Source organism: Streptosporangium sp. NPDC006013 (genome assembly GCF_040614275.1).
GTDB lineage: Bacteria > Actinomycetota > Actinomycetes > Streptosporangiales > Streptosporangiaceae > Streptosporangium.
In genome coordinates, this window is record NZ_JBEXUE010000083.1 from 1 (window position 1) to 21,965 (window position 21,965).

Genomic DNA, 21,965 nt, shown 5'->3' on the forward strand with positions numbered 1-21,965 from the left:
GGGGATGGAGGGGGCAGGGGAAAGAGGTGCGGGTCCGGGGAGGGTCGCTGTGGTCATCTCCTCACCGGCCACCACAAGGGATGCCGGGCCAGCCCGCCGCACCCGGGCTCCCCGGCTCGCCGCCGGGTCAGCGGCCCAGGAACCGGGTGGCGTTGCCGCCGAGCAGCTTGGCGCGGGCGTCCTCGGAGAGGAACCCCGCCCCTCGGATCAGCGAGCCCACCGGCGACTCGCCCAGCGGGTAGGGGAAGTCGGAGCCGAGCATGACCCGGTCCTCTCCCATCGTGTCGACCAGCAGTCGCAGCGCCCGCTCGTCGAAGACCACCGAGTCCACGCTGAACCGGTCGAGGTAGTGCGACGGCGGGAACTCGGAGACCCCGACGAGGTCACCCCGGCGGTGCCAGGCGTTCTCGAACCGGCCGAGCCAGAAGGCGAACGAGCCGCCGCCGTGCGCGAAGCAGAGGCGCAGCGTGTCCGGCACCCGATCGAGGACACCGCCCAGGATCAGGGCGAGCACCGACAGGTGCGTCTCCGCGGGCATGCCGACCAGCCACTGCGCCATCCAGCGCTCCAGCCGTGGCCCACCCGCCATGTCCCAGGGGTGCACGAAGACGGGCGCGCCCACGGCGGCGCAGTGCTGGAGGAACTGGACGACTCCCTCGTCGTCGAGGTCACGGTCGCCGACGTGGTTGCCGATCTCGACGCCCGCGTGCCCGGCGGCCATGCACCGGTCCAACTCGGCACAGGCCAGGTCGGGGTCCTGGAGCGGCACCTGGCAGAACGGCACCAGCCGTTCGGAGGCGCAGATCTCCAGCGCCAGGTCGTTGAAGATCTTCGCGACCCGTACCGCCTCCGCCGCCGGGCGCTCGTAGCAGAAGAAGACCGGCGTCGGCGAGACGACCTGGACGTCCACCCCGTCGGCGTCCATCCGCTCCAGGCGGACCGAGGGGTTCCAGCAGTCGTCGGCGATCCGGCGGAACTCCCGGTCCCCGAGCAGGATCACGGCCTCCCGCTCGGAGTCGACCCGGAGCCGTGGTGCCCCCGGCCAGCCGAGATCCGGCCAGCCCCTGGGGACGTGGTGGGTGTGCACATCAATGATCAACGGCTATCCCTTGCCGGGGTGGACGGCGCCGCAGTTCCCGCAGGTGCGCGCCTTCTCGTCGGCGTAGAACGCCTGGAAGATCGGCGGCAGGTCGGTCACGATGTCGCGGACCTGAAGCTCCACCTCGTGGACCACGGCGCTGCACTCCGGGCAGTACCAGAGGAACCTCTCCAGCACGCCCTCCGGCCTGATCCGCTCCACCACCAGGCCGACGGAACCCTCCTCGGGGCGCTGCGGCGAGTGCGGCGTGTTCGGCGGGAGCAGCCACATCTGCCCCTCGCGCACGTGCACGGTCTGCGGTCCTTCGGGGGTCATGAGGTTGACGTGCATGTTGCCGCGGATCTGGTAGAAGAGCTCCTCGTACGGGTCGATGTGGAAATCGGTCCGCGCGTTCGGCCCACCGACGACCATGACGATGAAGTCACTGGAGCCCTCGAAGACCATCTTGTTGCCCACCGGCGGCTTGAGCAGGTGGGCGTGCTCGTCGATCCACTTGGTGAAGTCGATGGGTGGGATCACGGGCGCCCCTCCGGTCGGTAGGCCACGGCCTGAATTTCGATGAGCAGATGCGGGTGCGGCAACTGGTGAACGGCCACTGTGGTGCGGGTCGGTCCGGCCTCGTCGAAGTACTCCGCGTAGACCGCGTTGTACCCGCCGAAGTCATTGATGTTCACCAGGTAGGTGGTGATCTGCACGAGATCGCGCAGATCGGCTCCGGCCGCCCGGAGGATGTCTTTGATGTTCTCTATCACCGCCCGGGTCTGCTCGGCGATGTCGAGCGTGACCGTGCCGAACTCGTCGGCCTCGGCGCCGACGATCGTGTTGTCCGGCCTGCGCGAACTGGTCCCGGACACGTACAGGAAGTCCCCCGCCCGCTTGACGTGCGGAAACCTTCCCCTGGGGGTGGCCTTCCCGGTGACGACGAGCCCGTCACTCATGCTCTCTCTCCTCTCCCGCGGGCGCCGAAGGCATCCCGGCGCCCCTTCAGGACTTCTCTTCGGGCGCGGACGCGGTGAACGACACCGATCCCAGGTGCTGGATCTCGGCCCGCACCCGCGCGCCCGGCGCGAGCGGCTCGGCGGGGGTGGCGGCACCGGCGAGCAGGATCCACCCCGGCTCCAGGACCATCCCGATCTGTCCGGCCAGGCGTGCGGCCTCCGCGAGGGCCCGGCGCGGGTCGCCCAGGATGGCGCCGGTCGACCCGACCTGGACCACGCGCCCGTCGATCTCCAGCACGACGCCCAGGTTCCACCGGGACGGGTCGTAGGGCTGCCACTGGCCGACGGCGTATCCGGCGGCCGAGGTGTTGTCGGCGATCACGTCGGGCAGCGAGAACCTGAAGTCCTCGTAGCGCGAGTCGATGACCTCGATACCGGGGGCGACGGCCGCGACGGCGTCCGGTGCGAACGCGTCGGCCGGCGACGCGATGCGCCGCCCGATGAGGTAGACGACCTCCGGCTCCGCCCTCGGGTGGATGTAGCCGGACACGTCCGCGTACGAGCCGTCACCGATGACCGACGACTCCGGCACCCGGCCGAAGATGATGTCGTGCACGCCCATCTGGCGGCGCTTGCCCTCGCTGGTGAAGCCCAGCTTCACCCCGGCCAGCCGGTCCCCCCGCGAAAGACGGAGCCGGATCAGCTCCTCCTGCACCCGGTAGGCGTCGGCCACGCCGTAGTCCTGCTCGGGCCTGGGCACCGCGCGACCGGTACGGATGGCCTCGTCCAGGACCGCGGCGAGCTTGTGGATGTCGGTCATGACTGCTCTCCCGAACGTGCGAGGTCCAGCGCGATGTCCACGATCATGTCCTCCTGACCGCCCACCATCCGGCGGCGACCCACCTCGGTCAGGATGGTCCGGGTGTCGACCCCGTACCGCGCCGAGGCCGCCTCGGCGTGCCGCAGGAAGCTGGAGTAGACACCGGCGTAGCCAAGCGTCAACGTCTCCCTGTCCACCCGGACCGGCCGGTCCTGCAGCGGCCTGACCAGGTTGTCCGCCGCGTCCATCAGGGCGTTCAGGTCACAGCCGTGATCCCAGCCCATCAGGTCGGCCACCGCGACGAACACCTCGATCGGGCAGTTGCCCGCACCCGCGCCCATCCCGGCCAGGGAGGCGTCCACCCGGTAGGTGCCGTTCTCCACCGCGACCACCGAGTTGGCCACGCCCAGCCCCAGGTTGTGGTGGGCGTGGATGCCGATCTCGGTGCCCTCGTCGAGCACCGAGCGGTAGGCCCGGATCCGCTCCCTGACCCCGTCCATGGTCAACCGGCCACCGGAGTCGGTCACGTAGACGCAATGCGCGCCGTACGACTCCATGAGCTTGGCCTGCCTGGCCAGTTCCTCGGTCTCCGCCATATGCGACATCATCAAAAATCCGGACACGTCCATGCCGAGCTCGCGCGCGGTGGCGATGTGCTGGGCGGAGATGTCGGCCTCGGTGCAGTGGGTGGCGACCCTGACCGAGGTGACGCCGAGCGCGTGGGCGCGCTTGAGGTCGTCGATGGTACCGATGCCGGGCAGCAGCAGGGTGGTCAGCCTCGCCCGGCTCACGGCCCCGGCGACCGCCTCGATCCACTCGTCGTCGGTGTGCGCGCCCACGCCGTAGTTGAAGCTGCCCCCGGAGAGGCCGTCGCCGTGCGCGATCTCGATCGCCGCCACCCCGGCGGCGTCGAGGGCCGCGGCGATCTCGGCGGCCTGGGCGACGGTGTAACGGTGCCGGATGGCGTGCATGCCGTCCCGCAGCGTCACGTCCTGAACGTACAGTTTCACGCCTTCACCTCCGCGCGCGCGCCTTCGTCGTCGGTACGGTCCTCGGCCAGGCGCTCGGCCGTGCGCAGCGCGGCGGAGGTCATGATGTCGAGGTTGCCCGCGTAGGCGGGCAGGTAGTGGGCGGCGCCCTCCACCTCCAGAAAGACGGTCACCTTGACGCCGCCGTCGCGGGTGCCGTCGGGGAGCGGCTCCCCGGCCGGGATCTTCTCGAACTGCACGTCCTGCTTGAGCCGGTAGCCGGGCACGTAGTCGCGGACCCGCTCCACCATGGCCCGCACGGCCTCCACCACCGCCGGCTCGTCACACTCGTCCACCAGGCAGTAGACCGTGTCACGCATGATCAGCGGCGGCTCCGCCGGGTTGAGGACGATGATCGCCTTGCCCTTGGCCGCCCCGCCGACCTGCTCGATCGCCCGGGAGGTCGTCTCGGTGAACTCGTCGATGTTGGCCCGGGTGCCGGGTCCCGCCGACCGGGAGGCGATCGAGGCGACGATCTCCGCGTACCGGACGGGCGCCTGCGAGGCGACCGCCGCGACGATCGGGATCGTGGCCTGCCCGCCGCAGGTGACCATGTTGAGGTTCGGCTCGGTGAGGTGCGCCTCCAGGTTGACCGGGGGCACCACGTAGGGGCCAAGGGCGGCGGGGGTCAGGTCGATGACCCGCTTGCCGTGCGCCCGCAGCACCTTGTCGTTGTGCCGGTGCGCGCCGGCCGAGGTCGCGTCGAGGACGACGTCCACGTCGGCGAACCCGGGCAGCGCGACCAGGCCCTCGACGCCCTCGTGGGTGGTGGCGACCCCGCGACGGCGGGCGCGGGCCAGGCCGTCGGAGTCGGGGTCGATGCCCGCCATCGCGAAGACCTCGACCTTCTTCGACAGCAGCGCCTTGAACATCAGGTCGGTGCCGATGTTCCCCGAACCGATGATCGCTATCTTCATGAGAACACCGCCCTGACCGAGCCGAGGCCCTCGATGTGTGCTTCGAAAACATCGCCGGACTCGACGCCGACCATCGGGCCGAGCGCGCCGGTGAGCACGACGTCCCCGGCGCGCAGCGGGAAGTCCGTGCGGCCCAGCGCGTCGGCCAGCCAGACCGCGGCGTTGAGCGGGTGTCCGAGGCAGGCCGCGCCCGCGCCGGTGGAGACCTCCAGGCCGTTCTTGCTCATGGTCATCCCGGCCAGGCGCAGGTCCAGGCCGCGCAGCTCGACCGGGGTGTTGCCGAGGACGAACGCGCCGCTGGAGGCGTTGTCGGCGACCGTGTCGACGAGCGTGATGTCCCACTCCGCGACGCGGCTGTCCACGATCTCGATCGCGGGCAGCACGAAGTCGACCGCCCGGATCACGTCGGCGACCGTGAAGGGGCCGCCCGCCAGGTCGGCGCCGAGGACCAGTGCCACCTCCGCCTCGGCCCTGGGCTGCAGGAAGCGGCCGGTCGGGACGGGCAGGCCGTCGAGGTAGGCCATGTCGGCGAAGAGCATCCCGAAGTCCGGCCGGTCCACGCCGAGCTGGCGCTGGACCGCGGGGGAGGTCAGTCCGATCTTCCTGCCGACCAGCCGCCGCCCCTCCGCCAGCGCCCGCCTGGTGTTGATCTCCTGTACGGCGTAGCCGGTCTCGGCGCTCCGGTCGGGCAACGTCTCACGCACCGGGGCGCACGGCTTGCCGCTCCGCGCCGCCTCCAGCAACCGGTCGGCCGCATCCCGGTGCGCGTCGACGGCCTCGCTCCACTCAGTCATTTCCCGGCTCCAGCCTGATGGTGATCGTGGTGGGTTCGGAGTAGAAGTCCAGCGAGCGCGTGCCGCCCTCGCGTCCGATGCCGGACAGCTTCACCCCTCCGAAGGGGGTTCGCAGGTCGCGCAGGTACCAGGTGTTGACCCAGACCAGCCCGGCCTCCAACGACTGCGCCACCCGGTGGGCCCTGCTCAGGTTGGCGGTCCAGACCGTCGCCGCCAGGCCGTACTCGCTGTCGTTGGCCAGTCCGACCGCCTCGGCCTCGGTGTCGAACGGGGCGATGTGGCAGACCGGGCCGAAGATCTCCTCCCGGTTCACCCTGGAGTCGTGCGGCAGGCCGGTCAGCACCGTCGGCTCGACGTAGTAGCCACCGTCGCGGTCGTCGCCGAAACGCGGCACGCCGCCGCCGGCGCGGATCTCGGCGCCCTCGCTCTTGGCCAGCTCGTAGTAGGAGAGCACCTTGTCCCGGTGCTCGGCGGAGATCATCGGCATCATCGTGGTGTCCTGGTCGGTGGGGCGGCCGAACCGCAGCTCCCCCGCGCGCCTGGCCAGCCGCGCGGTGAACTCCTCGAAGACGGGCCGTTCCACGTACAGCCGCTCGGTGCACAGGCAGACCTGACCGCCGTTGGTGAAGACCGACCGCACGCTCCCCTCGACCGCCGCGTCGAGGTCCGCGTCGGCGAAGACCAGCCCCGCGTTCTTGCCGCCCAGCTCGAACGAGACGGGTTTGACCCGGTCCGCCACCGCTTTCATGATCGTCGAACCGGTGCGGCTCTCACCGGTGAAGGTGACCGCGTCCACGCCCGGGTGCTCCACCAGGAACTGGCCGGTGGAGCCGCCGCCGAAACCGTGCACGACGTTGAGGACGCCGGGGGGAAGGCCGATCGAGGCGGCGATCTCCGCGAGCACCGCGACCGAACCGGGCGTGTGCTCCGAGGGCTTGACCACCACCGTGTTGCCCGCGACGAGCGCGGGGCCGAGTTTCCAGGTCGCCAGCAGGAAGGGCAGGTTCCACGGCACGATCACCGCGACCACCCCGAGGGGCTTGCGCACCGTGTAGCTCAGCACGTCCGTCAGGTGGAACGCGTTCTCCGGGTGCTGGGCCGCGATCTCGGCGAACGACCTGAAGTTGGCGGCGCCGCGCGGGATGTCCAGGGTCCGGGTCTGGGTGACCGACTTGCCGGTGTCGGCGATCTCCGCGGCCACCAGATCCTCGAACCGCTCCTCGATCGCGTCGGCGAGGCGGCGCATCCAGGCGGCCCGCTCGGCCACCGGCAGCGCCGCCCACGCGGGCAGGGCCGAGCGGGCGGCGGCCACCGCTCTGTCGACGATGGACCGGTCCGCCTCGCGGACCTCACGCACCACAAGCCCGGTCACCGGGTCGTACGTGGCGAACGTCGCGCCCTCGGCGACCGGCACCCCACCGATGAAGTGGTTCACCTGGTCAGACAAGACTTCTCCTCGGGGATGTACTTCGCTGGGTCACTCCATACGGGTATAGGGCCCAGGTAGTTCATAAGCAAGAATGAGTTCCGTGAAACGGAACCCCGACCGGTTGTCCGTGCTGGAGAAATCCTGGCTCGTGCTTGACGCGTTCCGCCCCACGGGCGGGCCGTTGCGCCTGATCGACGTCGCCGAGCGCTGCCATCTGCCCAAGACCACGGCTTTCCGGCTGCTCACCGAGCTGACCTCGATCGGCGCGGTCACCCGCCGCCCCGACGGCTACTATCTCGGCCGCCGCCTCTTCGAGCTCGGCAGCATCGTGCCCGGAGAGCGCGACCTGAGACACGCGGCACTGCCCTTCATGCACGACCTCTACGAGGCCACCCACGAGACCGTCCACCTGGGCGTGCGCGACGACCTCGACGTCGTCTACGTCGAGAAGATCCGTGGCCAGACGGCCTTCGCGCTGCCCTCGCACGTCGGCGGGCGCCTCCCGCTGACCTGCACCGGGATCGGCAAGGCCCTGCTGGCCTACTCAGGACCCGACCTGATCGACGAGGTTCTCGGCCGACCGCTCCGCCGGCTGACCCCGCACTCGATAGTCGACCCCCGGCGCCTGGAGGAGGTGCTCGGCCAGATCCAGGCCGCGGGGCTGGCCTACGAGCGGGAGGAGGCCCAGCGGGGCGGCGCCTGCATCGCGGCCCCGGTGTTCGGCGACGGGGTGGCCGTGGCCGCGCTGTCCATCTCGGTCCCGCTGGCCCGCTTCCAGCCCACCCGGCTGGCCCCTGCCGTCAAGGCCGCCGCCCTGGGCATCTCCCGCGCCCTGACCAGAACCATCTGATCCCGGGTCGGTCGCGACCGCCTCGACTCCGGCCACCACTCGGCCCGAGGCTCCGGTTCCCGGAATTCCCCGGCCCACGCCGGGCCTGACGCGCCGGCTCCCGCGCCGTACCGATCCACTCCGGTCCGGCGCCCCCGAACGCCCCTTGCCTGAAGGTCACCTTCTCGTAACCTCACAGGACCGTCGGCCGGGCTTCGCGCACCGGCATCATTGCCTCATGCACCAGGCATGGCAGCTATGGGGAAATATCGTTATAGCGACTTTCCTCGCGGTCCCGGTGGCCGTTGTCGCCATCCACGTGCTGGCCCGCCACCGCGCCCGTAAGGGTCACCCCTGCCCCGTCCGCACCGCCCTGGCCGACGTGGTCGCGGTGACCGGGACCGCCCCCTGGATCTGGATGATCCTCACTCCTCGGGCGGGCGACTCCGACGTCAGCCTGCTCCCCCTGGTGGACCTGTGGGCGACCCTCCACGGGCCGGCGCAGGCGGCGTTCGTGCAGGTCGGCGGGAACCTTCTGGTCTTCGCCGCGCTCGGCGCCATGCTCCCGGTGCGCTCGGCGCACCTCGCCTCGCTCGCCCGGATCGCGGCCGTGGCGGCGGGCGCCTCACTCACCGTGGAGATCCTCCAGTACGTCCTGCGCCTGGGGCGGGTGAGCTCCGTCGACGACGTGATCGTCAACACGGCGGGTGCCGTACTGGCCGCGGCCGTGACGCGCCGGTGGTGGGCCGACCGAATAGCGGCTGGGATCGTTCCACGGTAACGGACCGGAGAAACTCCTTAAGCTCGCCACACGGGCACGATACCTCCCAAAAGAAACAGGTTACCAACCCCTGTATCTGTGCGATCGTGGACAAGACGGGGCAAGTTCTCTGGAGACGCCAAACCCGGTTGGTGACAGAGGGTGATCGAACGTGCAGCAGTCCCCGGTACCTCCCGAGCCCCCGATCTATCGGCGCATCGCCGACGGGCTTCGCGAAGCGATCCTGTCCGGCGATCTCCGAGACGGGGATCGGCTTCCGGGCGAGAACGCCCTGATGGCACGGCACGGCATAGCCCGCGCCACCGCCAGACAGGCCCTTTCCGTGTTAATCAACGAAGGACTGGCCGTCCCCAAACGCGGCTCGGGGGTGTATGTCAGGCAGTTCCGCCCGATCAGGCGACACGGCTCCCGGCGGCTCTCTCGTGACAGATGGGGGCGCGGCGCGGCCATCTGGGACTCCGACACCGAGGGCCGCCCCTACACCGTGGACGAGGTGGACATCGACCGGGAGCGGGCCGAGGACCCCGTGGCACGGGTGCTGGACAGCCCCGAGGTGTGGGTCCGCAGGCGGCGCTACTCGGTGAACGGGCGGCCGGTGCAACTGTCGGTCTCCCACTTCCCCGCCGAACTGGTGGAGGGGACCGCGATCACAAGGGAGGACACCGGACCGGGGGGCGTCTACGCGCGCCTCGGCGAGCTCGGCCACGCCCCGGCGCACTTCACCGAGGAGATCCGCGCCCGCATGCCCCATCCCCACGAGACCGTCCAGCTCGACCTGCCCGCCGGTACCCCGGTCATCGTGATCGCCCGGGTCGCCCGCACCACCGACGGCGTCGCCGTCGAGATCAACGAGATGGTGCTGGACGCCGCCTCTTACGTACTTCAGTACGACTTCGACTCATAGTTCAAGACCATCCGTCAACCGATAGGTTGACCTGTCCTTCACGATCATTGATTTCTCTAGAGAAGTGCCTCACCGTCAGAGGTGGAACGTCGCAAAGACGGGCCTGGGCGCGGGGAAGGTGCACGGATGTCTTTCGACCGACATCTAGCGGAAATCGCCCGGGAGTTCCCCGACTGGACGATCTGGCGGAGCGACGCGGGCAGGTGGTGGGCAACCCGCCACCACCCGCTGACCTCCGCCCAGCGTGATGTCGGCTGCGCGATGACCATCGACGCGGACGGCCCTGAGGAACTGCGTGAGCAACTGCACACCCAGCGGGAACGTTCCGGCGAGGCGGAGCCGGAAACGGACACTTGAAGACCGCCCGGTGCCGGGGTGAGCGGATCCGATGCGGTCCCGGCGCCGGGCCCCCAATCGCGGAAGCCCTCGACCCTATCGGGGGCGGGGGCTTCCGCTTGACCTCCGGACGGCTCCGGGCTCCGACCACGCCGCGGACCCACGATCACGCGCCGGTCTCCAGAACCACGCTGGCCCGCTCATGATCTCCGCGGCACCGCTGAGATCCACGGTCACGCGCGCCGATACCCGTTCACGCGCTTCGGGGCGAGGGGACCTCATTTGTGGGGAGCGGCGTACCTCCCCCCGTTCTTTCCCGCGGCCCGGGCGAGGCCGACGTCGGTGTCGTCGTACACCTCGAGCTCCTCGGCAGAACGGTCACCGGCGTCCTCGCGGGGGGCGTCGTCTTCCACGATCACCCGTACGGACTCCAGGTCGGGTTCGGCGTCATCGGGCTCGGCGCCTCGCGCGCCCTCGGACCCGGTGTGCTCCGCGTACCCCGCCGGCGCCTCGGTGCCGTCCGACACGGCGCCCGGCGTCTCGTCGGGGGCCCCCGAGCCCCCCGAGACCCCGGAGACGTCGGAGACGTCGTTGGTGGCCTCGGCCGGGGCGGGAGCCGTCAGCGCGGGCTGGACACGGGCCGGGGGCAGCACCGCGTCCTCGTCGACCAGGGGACCCGCACTGCTCTCCCGGTGCAGCAGGTCGCCCAGGACGGCACCCATCTCGTGCAGGCGGCGCATGACCTCGTGGTGGGTGTCGGTGAGGTAGACGACCCGGCGGCCGGTGGTCTCGTCCAGGGCGTTGGCCCGCTGCTGGGCCGACGACAGCGTGGAGTGCGCCTCGGTGTTGGCGGCGATGACCGTCGCCCGTGCCTCCGAGTGGGCCGCGTTCAGCGTGGACTCGGCCTCGGCGCGGGCATGCTCGACGGTCTGCTCCGCCTCCCTCCTCGCCGAGGTGACCATCCGGTCGGCCTCGGCACGGGCGCTGCGCAGGGTCTCCTCGGACTCGGCACGGGCCGCGTTGACCGTCTCCTCCGCCTCGTTTCCGGCGTGGGCGAGCCTCTGCTCGGCGGTGGCGGTGGCCTCGGCCACCCGGCGCTCGGCCTCCTGCTGCGCGGCGTTCAGGATGCTCTCCGCCCGGTCCTGCGCGGAGGTGATCAGCCGCTCGGACTCGGTGGCCGCGTCGTCGCGGAGCTTGACCGCCTCCGCCTCCGCGACCTGCCTCTTGGAGGCGGCCTCCTCCTCTCCCAGCTTCAGTATCTGGCTGAGCCGCTCGCCGAGCTCGTCGTAGTCCTGCGGGGCGTCCGAGAGCCTCCTGCGTGCCTCGGACAGCTCGATCCGGCCCTGCTCGGCCTGGTCGATCGCGCGCGCGAGCCGCTCCTCCAGGTCGCGAATCTGGTGGCGGTGGCGGTCCATGTAGTCGTGAACCTGTCGGCGGCTGTAACCGCGCATGACGACCTCGAACGAGTCCTCATGCATCAGGTCGGGAAAGCTCTCGTGCTGGTTTGTCATGGCACTGCCCGTGGAGGTTGTGTGGCGGGAAAGGTGACGTCAGGAGACGACTTTCCTGCTTACTGCCCAAGTCCGCAACCTGAACACGCCACCTGCTTGCCGAAATACCGGACAGAACGCCCCCCTCTAACATCGTCTCCATGAACGCCATGCCATACATCGCCGCCCTCGACGGCGACGCGATTCCGCGGATTCATCCGGACGCCTACATCGCCCCGGGAGCCGTGGTCGTCGGAAGGGTCCGGCTGGGCCGCGCCGCGAACGTCTGGTACGGCTCGGTCCTCCGCGGGGACGACGAGGACATCGAGGTCGCCGAGGAGTGCAACATCCAGGACCTGTGCTGCCTGCACTCCGACCCGGGCGAGCCGGCCGTGCTGGAGCCCCGGGTGAGCCTCGGGCACAAGGCCATGGTGCACGGGGCCCATGTGGAGACCGGCGCGCTCATCGGCATCGGCGCGATCGTGCTGGGCGGCGCCAGGATCGGCGCGGGGTCGCTGATCGCAGCCGGCGCCCTGGTGGCACCGGGGAAGCAGATCCCGGCGGGGGTACTCGTCGCGGGTGTCCCCGGGAAGATCGTCCGAGAGCTCACGGACGACGACCGCGACTCCTTCGCCCGTACCTCGGCCGGCTACGTCGCCAGGGCCGCCCGCCATCGGGCCGCGACCGTGTCGTCGCCGGTCTGAACGGCACGCCCGCCGGCCTGAACGCCCGCCTGCCGGAGCAGCCGGGAGAGCCTTACGATCGTGCGAGGCCCGCTTGGCGATCGCGGTGCCGGACACCACCTTGACCGAAGGGAGGCAGGGGCATCCCGCCCGTGGCGAAGGCCAGGGGCCCTCGCCCCGGAATGCCGATGACCGGCATGTGGCAGTGGGATGGGTTCGACGCCATCGAGCGCGACGTGCGGACCATGGTCGCCGACCACCGGTGGACGGGTCTCCCGCCGCTCGCGCGGGCCCAGGCCATCGCCCAGCGCACGCTGGCCACCCCGGACGGCGGGCGCTGGCTGTTCGGTGCCCACGCCCGGTGGTACCGCCAGGATCCCGCCGACGGCCGCTGGTACCTGACCGCACCTCCCACCGACCTGGGTTTCCGCGCCGCGGCGCAGGTCATCCAGGTCACCTCGATGGTCCTGCCGCATCTGATCCCGACCGGCCCCGACTTCGCCGTCGACCGTGGGTCGATCCAGGGGTTCGTCGGCCCCGACGTGCCCTACGAGATCACCGAGCGGGTCCGCGAGCTGGTCATCGCCCAGCGGGGCAGGCGCAGGGAGGACTTCCCGCTCACCGGGCCGTTCACCCGGCTCTTCGCCGGGGAGGTGGCCAGCCCGGTCGCCGCGATCTGGGGCACGCTCATGTGGTGCGCCTACGCCCCCGCCTTCGACGGCAACGAGGTACTGCTGTCGATGTTCGGGGAGTTCCTCGCCCGCCCGCTGCCCGGCGACGAGTGGGTCCGCTGGCTGCCGCCCACCTCGCTGGGCGAGCTGGTCGCGCTGTACGGCGAGCGGGTCAGGGCGGGGCACCCCGAGGCGGGCCTGCGGCTGGTCGCGCTGATGGCCGACACCGCCGCCGTGGTACGCGGCGACCCGAGATTCGGGCCGCGTGCCGACGCCCTGCTGGCCATGATCGAACCGCTGCTCCGCCGGGCCTGCCAGGATCCCGTCATCGCCCACCGGGGCGACGAGGTGGTACGCCACGCGTGGCTCTCGCGCTGCCCGGCCCACATGACGCTGCCCGACGCCTCACCCGGCGACCACTTCCAGCACATGGTCTACGACCTGGTCCAGGCACTGGGCTTCCTCGCCCCGATGGGTGCCGATCCACGGGCGGTGGCCGCCTCGTTGCTCGCCGCCGACCTGGCGGCCTTCGCGCCGAGGGTGGCCGACGGGCTCTACCCGTGGCTGGATCCCGAGCTGCGGCACATCCTCCACGTGGTGCTCACCGACGCCGCGCACCCGCTGCGGGGCTGCTGGCCGCGCTCGGGCGAGCTGCCCTCCGCGCTCCACCCGCCGGACCGGGCCTCGGCCGCGGCCCTGCTCGGCGCCGCCTACGCCACCGGGCTCGCGTGGTGCCGTCTCACCGGGACCGAGGTACCCGAGCGCGGTTTCACGACGGCCTCGGCTGTCGTGCACCGGCTGACACACGAGCGGGACGACCCCGTCCCGGGAGTATCGGGGACCTATCCACGCCACTTCTGACACACGCCGGTATGCTTAAACCACAAATAGAGTTATTTCATCCTTACTCTCCCTATATCCTTCTAGGCCCCTACGCATCAGACAATTAGCTGAATTGTGATCTCGTAATCGGGAAATGATCCTCCTTGAGGACGTGCCGGGCGGGGCGAGGAATGGTCCCGATGGGCCATGGGCACCGATGACCGCCCGCCGTAACCTCGAAGTGGGTGTGGGCTGCGGAAGGAAGGACGACGCGGTGGGGCACGACGACCTGGACTCTAGAGTCCACGACCGTGTCGCGTTGGACGAGATCGCGCTCTATGCCGAGGTGCTGTCCGCCGTCGCCATCAGCGAACGGCCCCTCACCTTGGTGGAGCTCGACAACGCGCTCGGGTTGAGTGCTTCGGCTGTCTGCTGAAGCCACCGGAAGAACCGTTTTCAAGACCCGGTCCCGGACCCTGTAACGGGGTCCGGGACGTGGTCGGAAAAAATAGTCATGTGACTAGTCACGAACGGACGAGACGGGCGATCGCGGCCGACGCCTCCTTGACCTTCTCCTGCGCCTCCGGGCCCCCGGTGTTGATGGCGTCGGCGACGCAGTGACCGATGTGATCCTCAAGCAGGCCGAGCGCCACCGCCTGGAGCGCCCGCGTGGCGGCGGACACCTGGGTCAGCACGTCGATGCAGTAGGCATCCTCTTCGACCATCCGCTGCAGGCCTCTGATCTGCCCCTCGATCCGCCGTAACCGGGTCAGATAAGCCTGCTTGTCACCGCTGTACCCATGCATGTCCCAACGGTACCCGCGTCAGGCACAGCGGGATGTAGCCGCGATCAGTTTCTCCCAGCGGTCCGCCACCGCGCCCGCGCCGTAAACCGCCGCGGCCTCCAGTGCCCCCGCCGCGAGCTCCCGCCGCCGCCGCTCGTCGTCGATGAGCGCGAGCAGCGCGGACGCGTACGCCTCGATCTCGCCCTCCCCCTCGGCGACCAGGACCCCGCTCCGCCCGTCGGCCACGAACTCGCCCGCTCCCCGCGGGCCGTCGAACGCGATCACCGGCACCCCGCTGGCCATCGCCTCGATCACGGTCATCCCGAGCACCTCCGTCCTGGAGGTGGTCGCCACGATCGAGGCCTTGGCGAACTCGCCGGTCAGGTCGGAGGTGGTGCCCATGAAGTAGACGTGGTTGTGCAGGTCGAGGGCGCCGACGAGGGCCCGCAGGCGCTTCTCCTCGGGACCCCCGCCGTACAGGCGCAGCCGCCAGTCGGGGCGCTTGCCCGCGACGGCGGCGAACGCGCGGATCAACCGCTCGTGGGCCTTCGCCGGCACCAGGCGCCCGCCCGCGGCGACGATGCGGTTGTCCATCCGCGAGCGTGGCCACGGCCCGGCGGGCAGCGCGTCCGGGATCGTGCCGACCGTGACGTTCCCGTCCAGCAGACGGTCCCACTCCTGCCTGCTCGACTCGGTGGCGACGGCGACCGCGTCCAGGCGCGGGTAGAACTTCCTGATCGGCCCCGGCACCGGCGGGCGGCCCCACTCACGGGCGACCCGCACGACGTCACGCGGCGCGTGCCTGGCCACCTGGACGCTCAGGCCGGGGCGCGTGCTGATGAGCACGTCGGCCTTCAGGCTGCGCAACCGCCGCCAGAGAGCGACCTCGGTGCGCATCTGGCCGCGCGGGAGCAGGTGCCGCACCCCCGGCTGGGCGTCGACCACCCAGGACAGCTTCACACCGGACGCCACGGGGAAGAACGGCCTCTCCCGCTGGCGGCGGACGCTGATGATCTCGACGTCGTGACGTTCTGCCAGCTCTCCCGCGAGGTTGACCACCGAGCGGGTATCACCACGCATGCCGTAGACGGATGGGACGAGCAGGCAGATTCTCACCCGCCGACCTCGATCCTGAGCTCGTCGTCCGCCGTGTAGCAGGGACGGATCGGCACCCCGTCGATCTGGGCCGCGGGATAGTGCAGACGGCGGCGCTTGCCGTCGACGTCGTCCAGCCGGGAGCCCAGCCGGAGCGGTGTGTCCACGCCGCGCACCCGCAGCGAGGGTTCCCAGGTGCCGGTCTGGTCGGGAGCCGCGGCGAGCACGTCGCAGAGTGAGAGCGCGGCGTGGAAGCGCACGCCCTGGACCGTTGCAACAGAGGTCAGCTCGGCGTCGGGCCGGCTGCGGCGCAGAGCGAGCCGCGCCTCGTGCCGGGCCTCGTCGTCGTCGAGGCCGGTGAAGGCCAGCAGCCCGGTGACCTCGAAGCGCCCCTCCCTGAACCAGACGGAACGGACCTCGGCCGCCGGCCGGGCGTCGTCGATCTTCAGGGCCAGGAAGCCGTTACGGGTCCGGTAGGCGCGGTAGGCCAGCGTGCGGCGGCTCAGCGCGTACGCGTCCAGGTGGTCGAGGGAGAACCCGGGGTCGACGCTGCGCAGCCGGGTGCGCGACGCGCCCTGCTGCAGGTAGGTGTCCCAGCGGCCGGGCCCCAGCTCCAGCGGCGCGAGCGAGACCGCCAGTGCCGCCTCGCGCGCCTGGACACCCGGCGCCCCCAGCGGCACCCGGCTCTCGACCGCGGTGGCCCGGTTGCGCAGGACCAGTTCGGTGCCGTCGGCCAGCGGTTCGTCGACGGCCAGCCGAAGTGAGAGAACATCGGCCAGGGTAACCTCGGCATCGCTGACGACGACAGGCATCGTCAAGCCCCCTCCCCGTTGAATGAGCTACGCGACGTTGAGGTTACCGTGATTTGACCGTTATGTGAAAGGAAGGTTTTCGGACCTTACGTCCTTTTCATGGGAACTTGACCGCAGGTCAGGTGTGGCATGCGAAAAAATGCCGCACCTGACGTTCGGTCATCGGGCCTCAGGACGCCTCAACGGGCTGGCCCTTGATCGACTTGATCAGCAGCTGGGAGACGTCGACGACTTCCAGCGTCTCCCTGGCCTCGCCCGCGTTCTTCTTCTCGTTGATCGAGTCACCGAGCATGACCAGGCAGAACGGGCAGGCCGTGGAGATGGTGTCCGGGTCCGTGGTCAGCGCCTCGTCCACCCGCTCGGTGTTGATGCGCTTTCCGAGCCGCTCCTCCATCCACATCCGCGCGCCGCCCGCGCCGCAGCAGAAGCCGCGGTCCTTGTGGCGGTGCATCTCCTGGGTCTGCACACCGGGGACCTTGGCCATGATGTCGCGGGGCTGGGAGTAGACCTTGTTGTGGCGCCCGAGGAAGCACGGGTCGTGGTAGGTGATCTTCTCCTCGATCGGCGTGACCGGGATCAGCTTGCCCTCGTCCACCAGCTTGGCCAGCAGCTGGGTGTGGTGCACCACCTCGTAGGTACCGCCCAGCTGCGGGTATTCGTTGGCGAGGGTGTTGAAGCAGTGCGGGCAGGTCGCGACGATCTTCTTGACCCCGGCCTCGTTCAGCGTCTCGATGTTCTGCTTGGCCAGCATGTCGAAGAGGAACTCCATGCCCAGGCGGCGGGCCGGGTCACCGGTGCACGCCTCCATCGGGCCGAGCACCGCGAACTTCACACCCGCGACGTGCAGCAGCTCCGCGACCGCCTTGGTGGTCTTCTTGGCCCGGTCCTCCAGCGCCCCTGCGCAGCCGACCCAGAACAGGTACTCGGTGTCCTCCGGCATTTTGTCATCGATGAGCTGGACCTCGATGGGGTCGACCTCGCGGCCGGCGAGCTCCTCGATCCAGTCGGCCCGCTTCATCTCGGACATCCCCCACGGGTTGCCCTTGTTCTCCAGGTTCTTGACCATGACGCCGGCCTCGGAGGGGAAGTTGGACTCCACCATCACCTGGTAGCGGCGCATGTCGAGGATGTGGTCGATGTGCTCGATGTCCACCGGGCACTGCTCGACGCAGGCACCACAGTTGGTGCAGGACCACAGCACGTCGGGGTGGATGACGCCGTCCTCGCCGACCAGCGGCTTCTCCAGCAGGGCCAGCACGTCCTCGTGCAGGTCGGCGCGCTGCTCCTGGGTGGCCATCAGGTACGGCGCCACCTTGAAGGCGTGGTCGCGCTGGTCCAGGATCAGCATCTTCGGCGACAGCGGCTTGTCGGTGTTCCAGGCCGGGCACTGCGACTGGCAGCGGCCGCACTCGGTACAGGTGTAGAAGTCGAGGAAGCCCTTCCAGGTGGTGTCCTCGATCTTGCCCCGGCCGAGCCGGTCACCGTCGAGGTCCTCGTCCTCGAAGTCGACGATCTTGCCGTCGATCCGCATCGGCTGGGCCGCGCCGTTGCCGTCCGGGCGGCGGGAGAAGGCCACGTTCATCGGCGCGGTGAAGATGTGCAGGTGCTTGGAGTTCACCACGATCACCAGGAACACCAGCATGACGCCGATGTGCAGGAGCAGGCCGACGTGCTCGAGCGCCTCGTTGGCCGCCTCGCCCAGCGGCCGCAGCAGCGCGGCCGTCGCGTCGGAGGCGAACGCCCCCGAGGCGTAGGGCAGGTTGCCGCTGTTGGCCGCGGCGCCGCGGAAGAGGAACATCGTCCAGATCACATTGAAGATCATGAAGAGGACGAGCCAGGCACCGCCGAGATGCGACCCGGAGAAGCGGGACTTGCGGCCCAGCTTCTTCGGAGCGTTCTTGATCCTGATGGTCGCGAAGGCGATGAGTCCCAGCAGGGCCGCGACCGCGATGAAGTCCTGCAGGAAACCCAGGATCGGCCACGTCCCGACAAGGGGAATGTGGAAGTCGGGGGTTCCGGTGACGGCCCCCTGGATCAGCGCGCCGTACGCCTCAAGGTAGACGGTCGCCAGAATGAGGAACGCCCACATGACAAAGAAGTGCGCGACACCGGACGCCGTCCACTTCAGCAGCTTCCGCTGCCCGAGAACCTCGACCAGCTGGGCCTTGAGCTCCTCACCGAGGTTGTTCTTCGCGTACTCGACGCGCTCGGGCGCGCCCGGCCCGACGGTGGCAAGCTTGTACAGGAACAACACGCGGCGCGCGGCAAGCGCGAGCGCCACGATTGTCATGACCAGCCCGATAATCGCTACCCAGAGCACGGGTCCTCCCACAGACGACGTTGGCTGACAGCGTACGACTGCCTGTCATCCACGCTGACGACGGGTCTCCATAAATACTACCGATCGGTAACTTAACTTCAAAGCGAGGCCGCCGTCGGCCGTGGCCACCTTATGGTCAACACCGTTCCCAGAACAATGCTCTATATGCCGCCGAGGCTAGGAAGGCGCGTCGAGATAGCGCTGGACCGTGGGAGCGAGCAGCTCGACCAGCTCCTCGATGTCCACCGAGGCCAGCGGCTCCAGCTTGAGCACGTAGCGCACCAGGACCACGCCGAACAGCTGTGCGAAGGCCGCCTCCATCCGGATCGGCGGGACTCCCAGTATCTCCGCGACCCGGACCAGGAGCGCCTGCGTCATGAACTCGCGGATCATGACGACCATCTGGTCGTTGGTCATCGCGGTGCGGACCAGCGCCAGCAGCGGCTGGCGGGCCCCGGCATCCGAGGTGACGGTCAGGATGAACCGGGCCAGCCGCTCGCCGACCTCCTCGCGCGGCCCCGCCAGGATCGCCGAGACGACGCTCTCGGGGGTGAACGGCAGCTCCATGGCCTCGACGAACATCCCCTCCTTGCCGGCGAAGTAGTGGTGGACCAGCGCCGGATCCACCCCCGCCTGCCGGGCGATGCCCCGGATGGTCGCCCGGTCGAACCCCTTCTCCGCGAAGGTCTCACGCGCCGCCGCGAGAATCTGCCCGCGGGTGTCAGCCGACCCCGGCCTGCGCCCCGGGCGCCTTCTGACCGCTCCGGCCCCGTCCTGGGCGGAGCCGTTCGCGGACGGCGTGCTCACGACGGGCTCGCTCATACGTTGGTGGACGCGGCGAGATGCAGCCGGGCGAAGGCCAGCGCCTCGGCGAGATCGTCGATCCGCTCGGTACGGCTGGCGGCCTTGCGCGTGTTGATCTCCAGCACGACCAGCCCCGAGTAGCCGTTGCCCGCCATCCGCTCCAGGATCGGCGCGCACGGCTGGTTGCCCCGCCCGGGAACCAGGTGCTCGTCCTTGTTCGACACCCCCACGCCATCGGCCAGGTGCAGGTGGGCCAGCCTGTCGCCAAGCTTGGTGAACATCTCCATGGCGTCGGACCCGGACACCGCCGTATGCGACAGATCCAGCGTGACCTGCGGGAAGTCGTAGTCGACCGGATTCCAGTCGGGTGAGTAGGGGACCACCTCGTTGCCCCTGGCCTTCAGCGGGAACATGTTCTCCACCGCGAAGACCACGTCGGTCTCGTCACGCATCCTGGCAAGGCCGAGCTCGAAGTCGCGCGCGTAGTCGCGCTGCCAGCGGAACGGCGGGTGCACCACGACGGTCCTGGCACCGACCCGCTCGGCGGCGCGCTGCGCGCGCTGGAGCTTGGCCCACGGGTCCTTGCCCCACACCCGCTGCGTCACCAGCAGACACGGCGCGTGAATGGCCAGGATCGGCAGCTGGTAGTGGTCCGACAGGCGCTCCAGGACGTCGATGTCCTGGCTCACGGGGTCGGCGCCCACCATGATCTCCACACCGTCGTATCCCAGACGCGCGGCCAACTCGAAGGCGTCGGGGGTGCGTTCGGGATACACCGACGCGCTGGACAGCGCGATCTTCGCGCTGGATACACGGACGCTCATACCGCTTCCTCGTCTCCGGCTCGGAGCACACCCTGGCGAACACCGCTGGGCATACCGGCCCGCTCGCTCATGTCGCTCACCTTTGCCAGCCTAAGCGGGTCCGGCGAGCAGTGCTGTCCGCCACCACCGACGCGACCGAGATCACATCATCGGGTTCGGCGAGGAGACCACCGGGCGTTCGAAACGATCAGGGCCCGCCTCCGCCGGTGGGGTGGGAAGCCGCTCTCCTCACCGAGACGGAGGAGTCATTACGGTAAGGGCATGCCGAGGTTCGCCAGGGGTGCCATCCCCAGCCCCAACATCTGGAACACCCCCCAGACCTACGAGTTGGAGAACCGAGCGGTGGATCCCGAGGGGCGTGCCGAGGCCGCGATGGCGGCCGTCAGGTCGTGGACCGGGGCGACGGTCCTCGACATCGGCTGCGGCACCGGCTATCACCTGCCGGCCATGGCCGCCACCGCCGCCCGCGTGATCGGCGTCGAGCCCCACGAGGACCTCGTACGGCTGGCCAGGCGCCGCTGCCATGCCCTGCGGAACGTCGAGATCCACGCCGCCACCGCCCAGGCCCTCCCGATGCCCGACGCCTCCGTGGACGTGGCCGTCGCCCGCTGGGCCTACTTCTTCGGCCCCGGCTGCGAGCCCGGCCTGGCCGAACTCTCCCGGGTGATGCGGCGCGGCGGCGCGGCCTTCGTGATCGACATCGACACCACCCGCGGCGCCTTCGGCCGCTGGTTCAGCCAGTCCATCCCCGCGTACTCGGCCAGGGCCGTCGAGAGCTTCTGGAACCGCCAGGGCTGGCAGGTGGCGAAACTCGACCTGCGCATGTGCTTCGAACGCCGCGCCGATCTGGAGGCGGTGCTCCGCATCGAGTTCACCCCCGCGGTCGCCGACCTCGCCATCGCCGAGACCCCCGGCCTGGAGATCGCCTACCCCAACCTGCTGCGCTGGAGGCGGTTCTGAACCTGTCCCGCGGCTGCCCACCGGCCTGTCGGGCGCGGCGGGGGAACAACGGGACACCGGCTTGACCTTGACGTTGATGTCAAGGTTTATCGTCGGGTCATGAGGAGGGCCGGATGCGGATCGGCGAGCTGGCACGGCGGGCGGGTGTCAGTACCCGGGCACTGCGCTACTACGAGCAGCAGGGACTGATCACGGCCCGGCGCTCGGCCAACGGCTACCGGGAGTACGGGGAGACCGATCTGCGGCTCGTCTCCGAGATCCGGTCGCTGCTCGCCGTCGGCTTCACCCTGGAGGACGCCCGCCCGTTCGTGGCCTGCCTGCGGGCCGGGCATGCCCTGGGGGGATCGTGCCCGGATTCCGTGGCCGTCTACCAGCGCAAGCTGGCGGAGATCGACGACGAGATCCGCACGCTTCTCACCCGGAGGGCGGAGGTGGCGGCGCAGCTGACCACCGCCTGCCCAGGATGCGTACTGAGGAAAGCGGGAAAACCATGATCACACTGACCAGTGACAACTTCGACGAGCAGGTGCTACAGAGCGACAAGCCGGTCCTGGTCGACTTCTGGGCCGAGTGGTGCGGGCCGTGCAAGATGATCGCGCCGGTCCTGGCGGAGATCGAGGCCGAGTACGGCGACCGCCTCACGATCGCCAAGCTCAACGCCGACGACTACCCCGAGATCTCCGCCAGGTACGGCGTCCTCGGCCTGCCGACGCTCAACCTCTACAAGGACGGCGAGGTGGTCCGGCAGATCAAGGGCGCCAAGCCCAAGCGCCTGCTGCTGGCCGACCTCGAAGGCCACATCTGACGCCTCTCCCGATGGCTTT

The 21,965-nt window shown here is 69.9% G+C and carries 25 protein-coding genes; 10 read left to right on the forward strand and 15 right to left on the reverse strand.

All coding sequences use genetic code 11. The annotated features are described in order from the left end of the window. Nucleotides 1–127: 127 nt before the first annotated feature. Genes ABZ260_RS15475 through ABZ260_RS15510 form a run of 8 tightly spaced genes read right to left on the reverse strand, consistent with a single transcriptional unit; the run spans nt 128 to nt 7,043 of the window. Entirely contained in the window at nt 128–1,099 is a 972-nt protein-coding gene (locus tag ABZ260_RS15475) for an amidohydrolase family protein (protein ID WP_355617211.1), read from the reverse strand. A gap of 3 nt (nt 1,100–1,102) precedes the next feature. Beyond that, the gene (locus ABZ260_RS15480) at nt 1,103–1,618 is read right to left on the reverse strand and encodes a 3-hydroxyanthranilate 3,4-dioxygenase (RefSeq protein ID WP_350925681.1); all 516 of its coding nucleotides are present in this window, start codon (nt 1,616–1,618) and stop codon (nt 1,103–1,105) included. Next, entirely contained in the window at nt 1,615–2,037 is a 423-nt protein-coding gene (locus ABZ260_RS15485) for a RidA family protein (RefSeq protein ID WP_355617213.1), read from the reverse strand. The genes ABZ260_RS15480 and ABZ260_RS15485 overlap by 4 nt, the downstream gene beginning before the upstream one ends. A gap of 46 nt (nt 2,038–2,083) precedes the next feature. Continuing rightward, complete coding sequence (locus ABZ260_RS15490) at nt 2,084–2,857, reverse strand: fumarylacetoacetate hydrolase family protein (RefSeq protein ID WP_355617215.1); 774 nt, start codon at nt 2,855–2,857, stop codon at nt 2,084–2,086. After that, nucleotides 2,854–3,867 carry a 4-hydroxy-2-oxovalerate aldolase gene (gene dmpG, locus ABZ260_RS15495; RefSeq protein ID WP_355617217.1) on the reverse strand — a complete coding sequence of 338 codons (1,014 nt, stop codon included), beginning with the start codon at nt 3,865–3,867 and terminating at the stop codon, nt 2,854–2,856. The genes ABZ260_RS15490 and dmpG overlap by 4 nt, the downstream gene beginning before the upstream one ends. Further along, the gene (locus ABZ260_RS15500) at nt 3,864–4,802 is read right to left on the reverse strand and encodes an acetaldehyde dehydrogenase (acetylating) (protein ID WP_350925673.1); all 939 of its coding nucleotides are present in this window, start codon (nt 4,800–4,802) and stop codon (nt 3,864–3,866) included. The genes dmpG and ABZ260_RS15500 overlap by 4 nt, the downstream gene beginning before the upstream one ends. Beyond that, the gene (locus ABZ260_RS15505; RefSeq protein ID WP_355617227.1) at nt 4,799–5,596 is read right to left on the reverse strand and encodes a fumarylacetoacetate hydrolase family protein; all 798 of its coding nucleotides are present in this window, start codon (nt 5,594–5,596) and stop codon (nt 4,799–4,801) included. Before ABZ260_RS15505 ends, ABZ260_RS15500 begins: the two co-directional genes overlap by 4 nt. Next, nucleotides 5,589–7,043, reverse strand: a complete 1,455-nt coding sequence (locus ABZ260_RS15510; protein ID WP_355617229.1) for a 2-hydroxymuconic semialdehyde dehydrogenase — start codon at nt 7,041–7,043, stop codon at nt 5,589–5,591. The genes ABZ260_RS15505 and ABZ260_RS15510 overlap by 8 nt, the downstream gene beginning before the upstream one ends. Nucleotides 7,044–7,116: 73 nt before the next feature. Between ABZ260_RS15510 and ABZ260_RS15515 the strand changes: the two genes are divergently transcribed. The 4 genes from ABZ260_RS15515 (at nt 7,117) to ABZ260_RS15530 (ending at nt 9,896) form a co-directional block, all read left to right on the forward strand. Beyond that, nucleotides 7,117–7,875, forward strand: coding sequence for an IclR family transcriptional regulator (locus ABZ260_RS15515; protein ID WP_355617231.1), 759 nt, complete (start codon nt 7,117–7,119; stop codon nt 7,873–7,875). A gap of 277 nt (nt 7,876–8,152) precedes the next feature. Continuing rightward, entirely contained in the window at nt 8,153–8,635 is a 483-nt protein-coding gene (locus ABZ260_RS15520; protein ID WP_355617233.1) for a VanZ family protein, read from the forward strand. A gap of 151 nt (nt 8,636–8,786) precedes the next feature. Next, nucleotides 8,787–9,539 (forward strand): GntR family transcriptional regulator, encoded by a 753-nt coding sequence (locus ABZ260_RS15525; protein ID WP_355617235.1) that lies wholly within the window; start codon nt 8,787–8,789, stop codon nt 9,537–9,539. A 126-nt stretch (nt 9,540–9,665) separates the two neighbouring features. Then, entirely contained in the window at nt 9,666–9,896 is a 231-nt protein-coding gene (locus ABZ260_RS15530; RefSeq protein WP_350959463.1) for a hypothetical protein, read from the forward strand. Nucleotides 9,897–10,153: 257 nt separating this feature from the next. Here ABZ260_RS15530 and ABZ260_RS15535 read toward each other — a convergent pair whose 3' ends face one another. Next, nucleotides 10,154–11,386: a hypothetical protein gene (locus tag ABZ260_RS15535; RefSeq protein ID WP_355617238.1), complete on the reverse strand. Its 1,233-nt coding sequence runs from the start codon at nt 11,384–11,386 to the stop codon at nt 10,154–10,156. A 140-nt stretch (nt 11,387–11,526) separates the two neighbouring features. On the opposite strand from ABZ260_RS15535, the gene ABZ260_RS15540 reads away from it, so the two are divergent. From ABZ260_RS15540 to ABZ260_RS15550, 3 genes are all read left to right on the forward strand, one after another. Then, nucleotides 11,527–12,069, forward strand: a complete 543-nt coding sequence (locus ABZ260_RS15540; protein ID WP_355617240.1) for a gamma carbonic anhydrase family protein — start codon at nt 11,527–11,529, stop codon at nt 12,067–12,069. A gap of 167 nt (nt 12,070–12,236) precedes the next feature. Next, complete coding sequence (locus ABZ260_RS15545) at nt 12,237–13,580, forward strand: hypothetical protein (RefSeq protein ID WP_355617244.1); 1,344 nt, start codon at nt 12,237–12,239, stop codon at nt 13,578–13,580. A 115-nt stretch (nt 13,581–13,695) separates the two neighbouring features. Beyond that, a complete protein-coding gene (locus ABZ260_RS15550) occupies nt 13,696–13,977 on the forward strand; it encodes a hypothetical protein (RefSeq protein ID WP_350925654.1) in 282 nt (93 codons plus the stop codon). A gap of 88 nt (nt 13,978–14,065) precedes the next feature. Here the strand turns inward: ABZ260_RS15550 and ABZ260_RS15555 are convergent, their stop codons facing one another. The 6 genes from ABZ260_RS15555 to ABZ260_RS15580 form a co-directional block, all read right to left on the reverse strand. Further along, nucleotides 14,066–14,347, reverse strand: a complete 282-nt coding sequence (locus ABZ260_RS15555) for a metal-sensitive transcriptional regulator (protein WP_344966736.1) — start codon at nt 14,345–14,347, stop codon at nt 14,066–14,068. Nucleotides 14,348–14,365: 18 nt separating this feature from the next. Continuing rightward, a complete protein-coding gene (locus tag ABZ260_RS15560) occupies nt 14,366–15,406 on the reverse strand; it encodes a glycosyltransferase (protein WP_355617247.1) in 1,041 nt (346 codons plus the stop codon). A gap of 32 nt (nt 15,407–15,438) precedes the next feature. Next, a complete protein-coding gene (locus ABZ260_RS15565) occupies nt 15,439–16,233 on the reverse strand; it encodes a hypothetical protein (RefSeq protein ID WP_355617274.1) in 795 nt (264 codons plus the stop codon). Nucleotides 16,234–16,402: 169 nt separating this feature from the next. Continuing rightward, nucleotides 16,403–18,553 (reverse strand): heterodisulfide reductase-related iron-sulfur binding cluster, encoded by a 2,151-nt coding sequence (locus ABZ260_RS15570; protein ID WP_355617250.1) that lies wholly within the window; start codon nt 18,551–18,553, stop codon nt 16,403–16,405. A gap of 177 nt (nt 18,554–18,730) precedes the next feature. Next, nucleotides 18,731–19,375: a TetR family transcriptional regulator gene (locus tag ABZ260_RS15575; RefSeq protein WP_355617253.1), complete on the reverse strand. Its 645-nt coding sequence runs from the start codon at nt 19,373–19,375 to the stop codon at nt 18,731–18,733. Beyond that, entirely contained in the window at nt 19,372–20,181 is an 810-nt protein-coding gene (locus ABZ260_RS15580; protein ID WP_355550175.1) for a sugar phosphate isomerase/epimerase, read from the reverse strand. The genes ABZ260_RS15575 and ABZ260_RS15580 overlap by 4 nt, the downstream gene beginning before the upstream one ends. A gap of 261 nt (nt 20,182–20,442) precedes the next feature. Between ABZ260_RS15580 and ABZ260_RS15585 the strand changes: the two genes are divergently transcribed. The 3 genes from ABZ260_RS15585 to trxA all read left to right on the forward strand — a co-directional run bounded on the left by ABZ260_RS15585 (nt 20,443) and on the right by trxA (nt 21,946). Continuing rightward, entirely contained in the window at nt 20,443–21,141 is a 699-nt protein-coding gene (locus ABZ260_RS15585) for a class I SAM-dependent methyltransferase (protein ID WP_355617256.1), read from the forward strand. A gap of 113 nt (nt 21,142–21,254) precedes the next feature. Further along, nucleotides 21,255–21,635 carry a MerR family transcriptional regulator gene (locus tag ABZ260_RS15590; protein ID WP_355617259.1) on the forward strand — a complete coding sequence of 127 codons (381 nt, stop codon included), beginning with the start codon at nt 21,255–21,257 and terminating at the stop codon, nt 21,633–21,635. Beyond that, nucleotides 21,632–21,946: a thioredoxin gene (gene trxA, locus ABZ260_RS15595; RefSeq protein WP_355617262.1), complete on the forward strand. Its 315-nt coding sequence runs from the start codon at nt 21,632–21,634 to the stop codon at nt 21,944–21,946. The genes ABZ260_RS15590 and trxA overlap by 4 nt, the downstream gene beginning before the upstream one ends. The last annotated feature ends 19 nt before the right edge of the window (nt 21,947–21,965 follow it).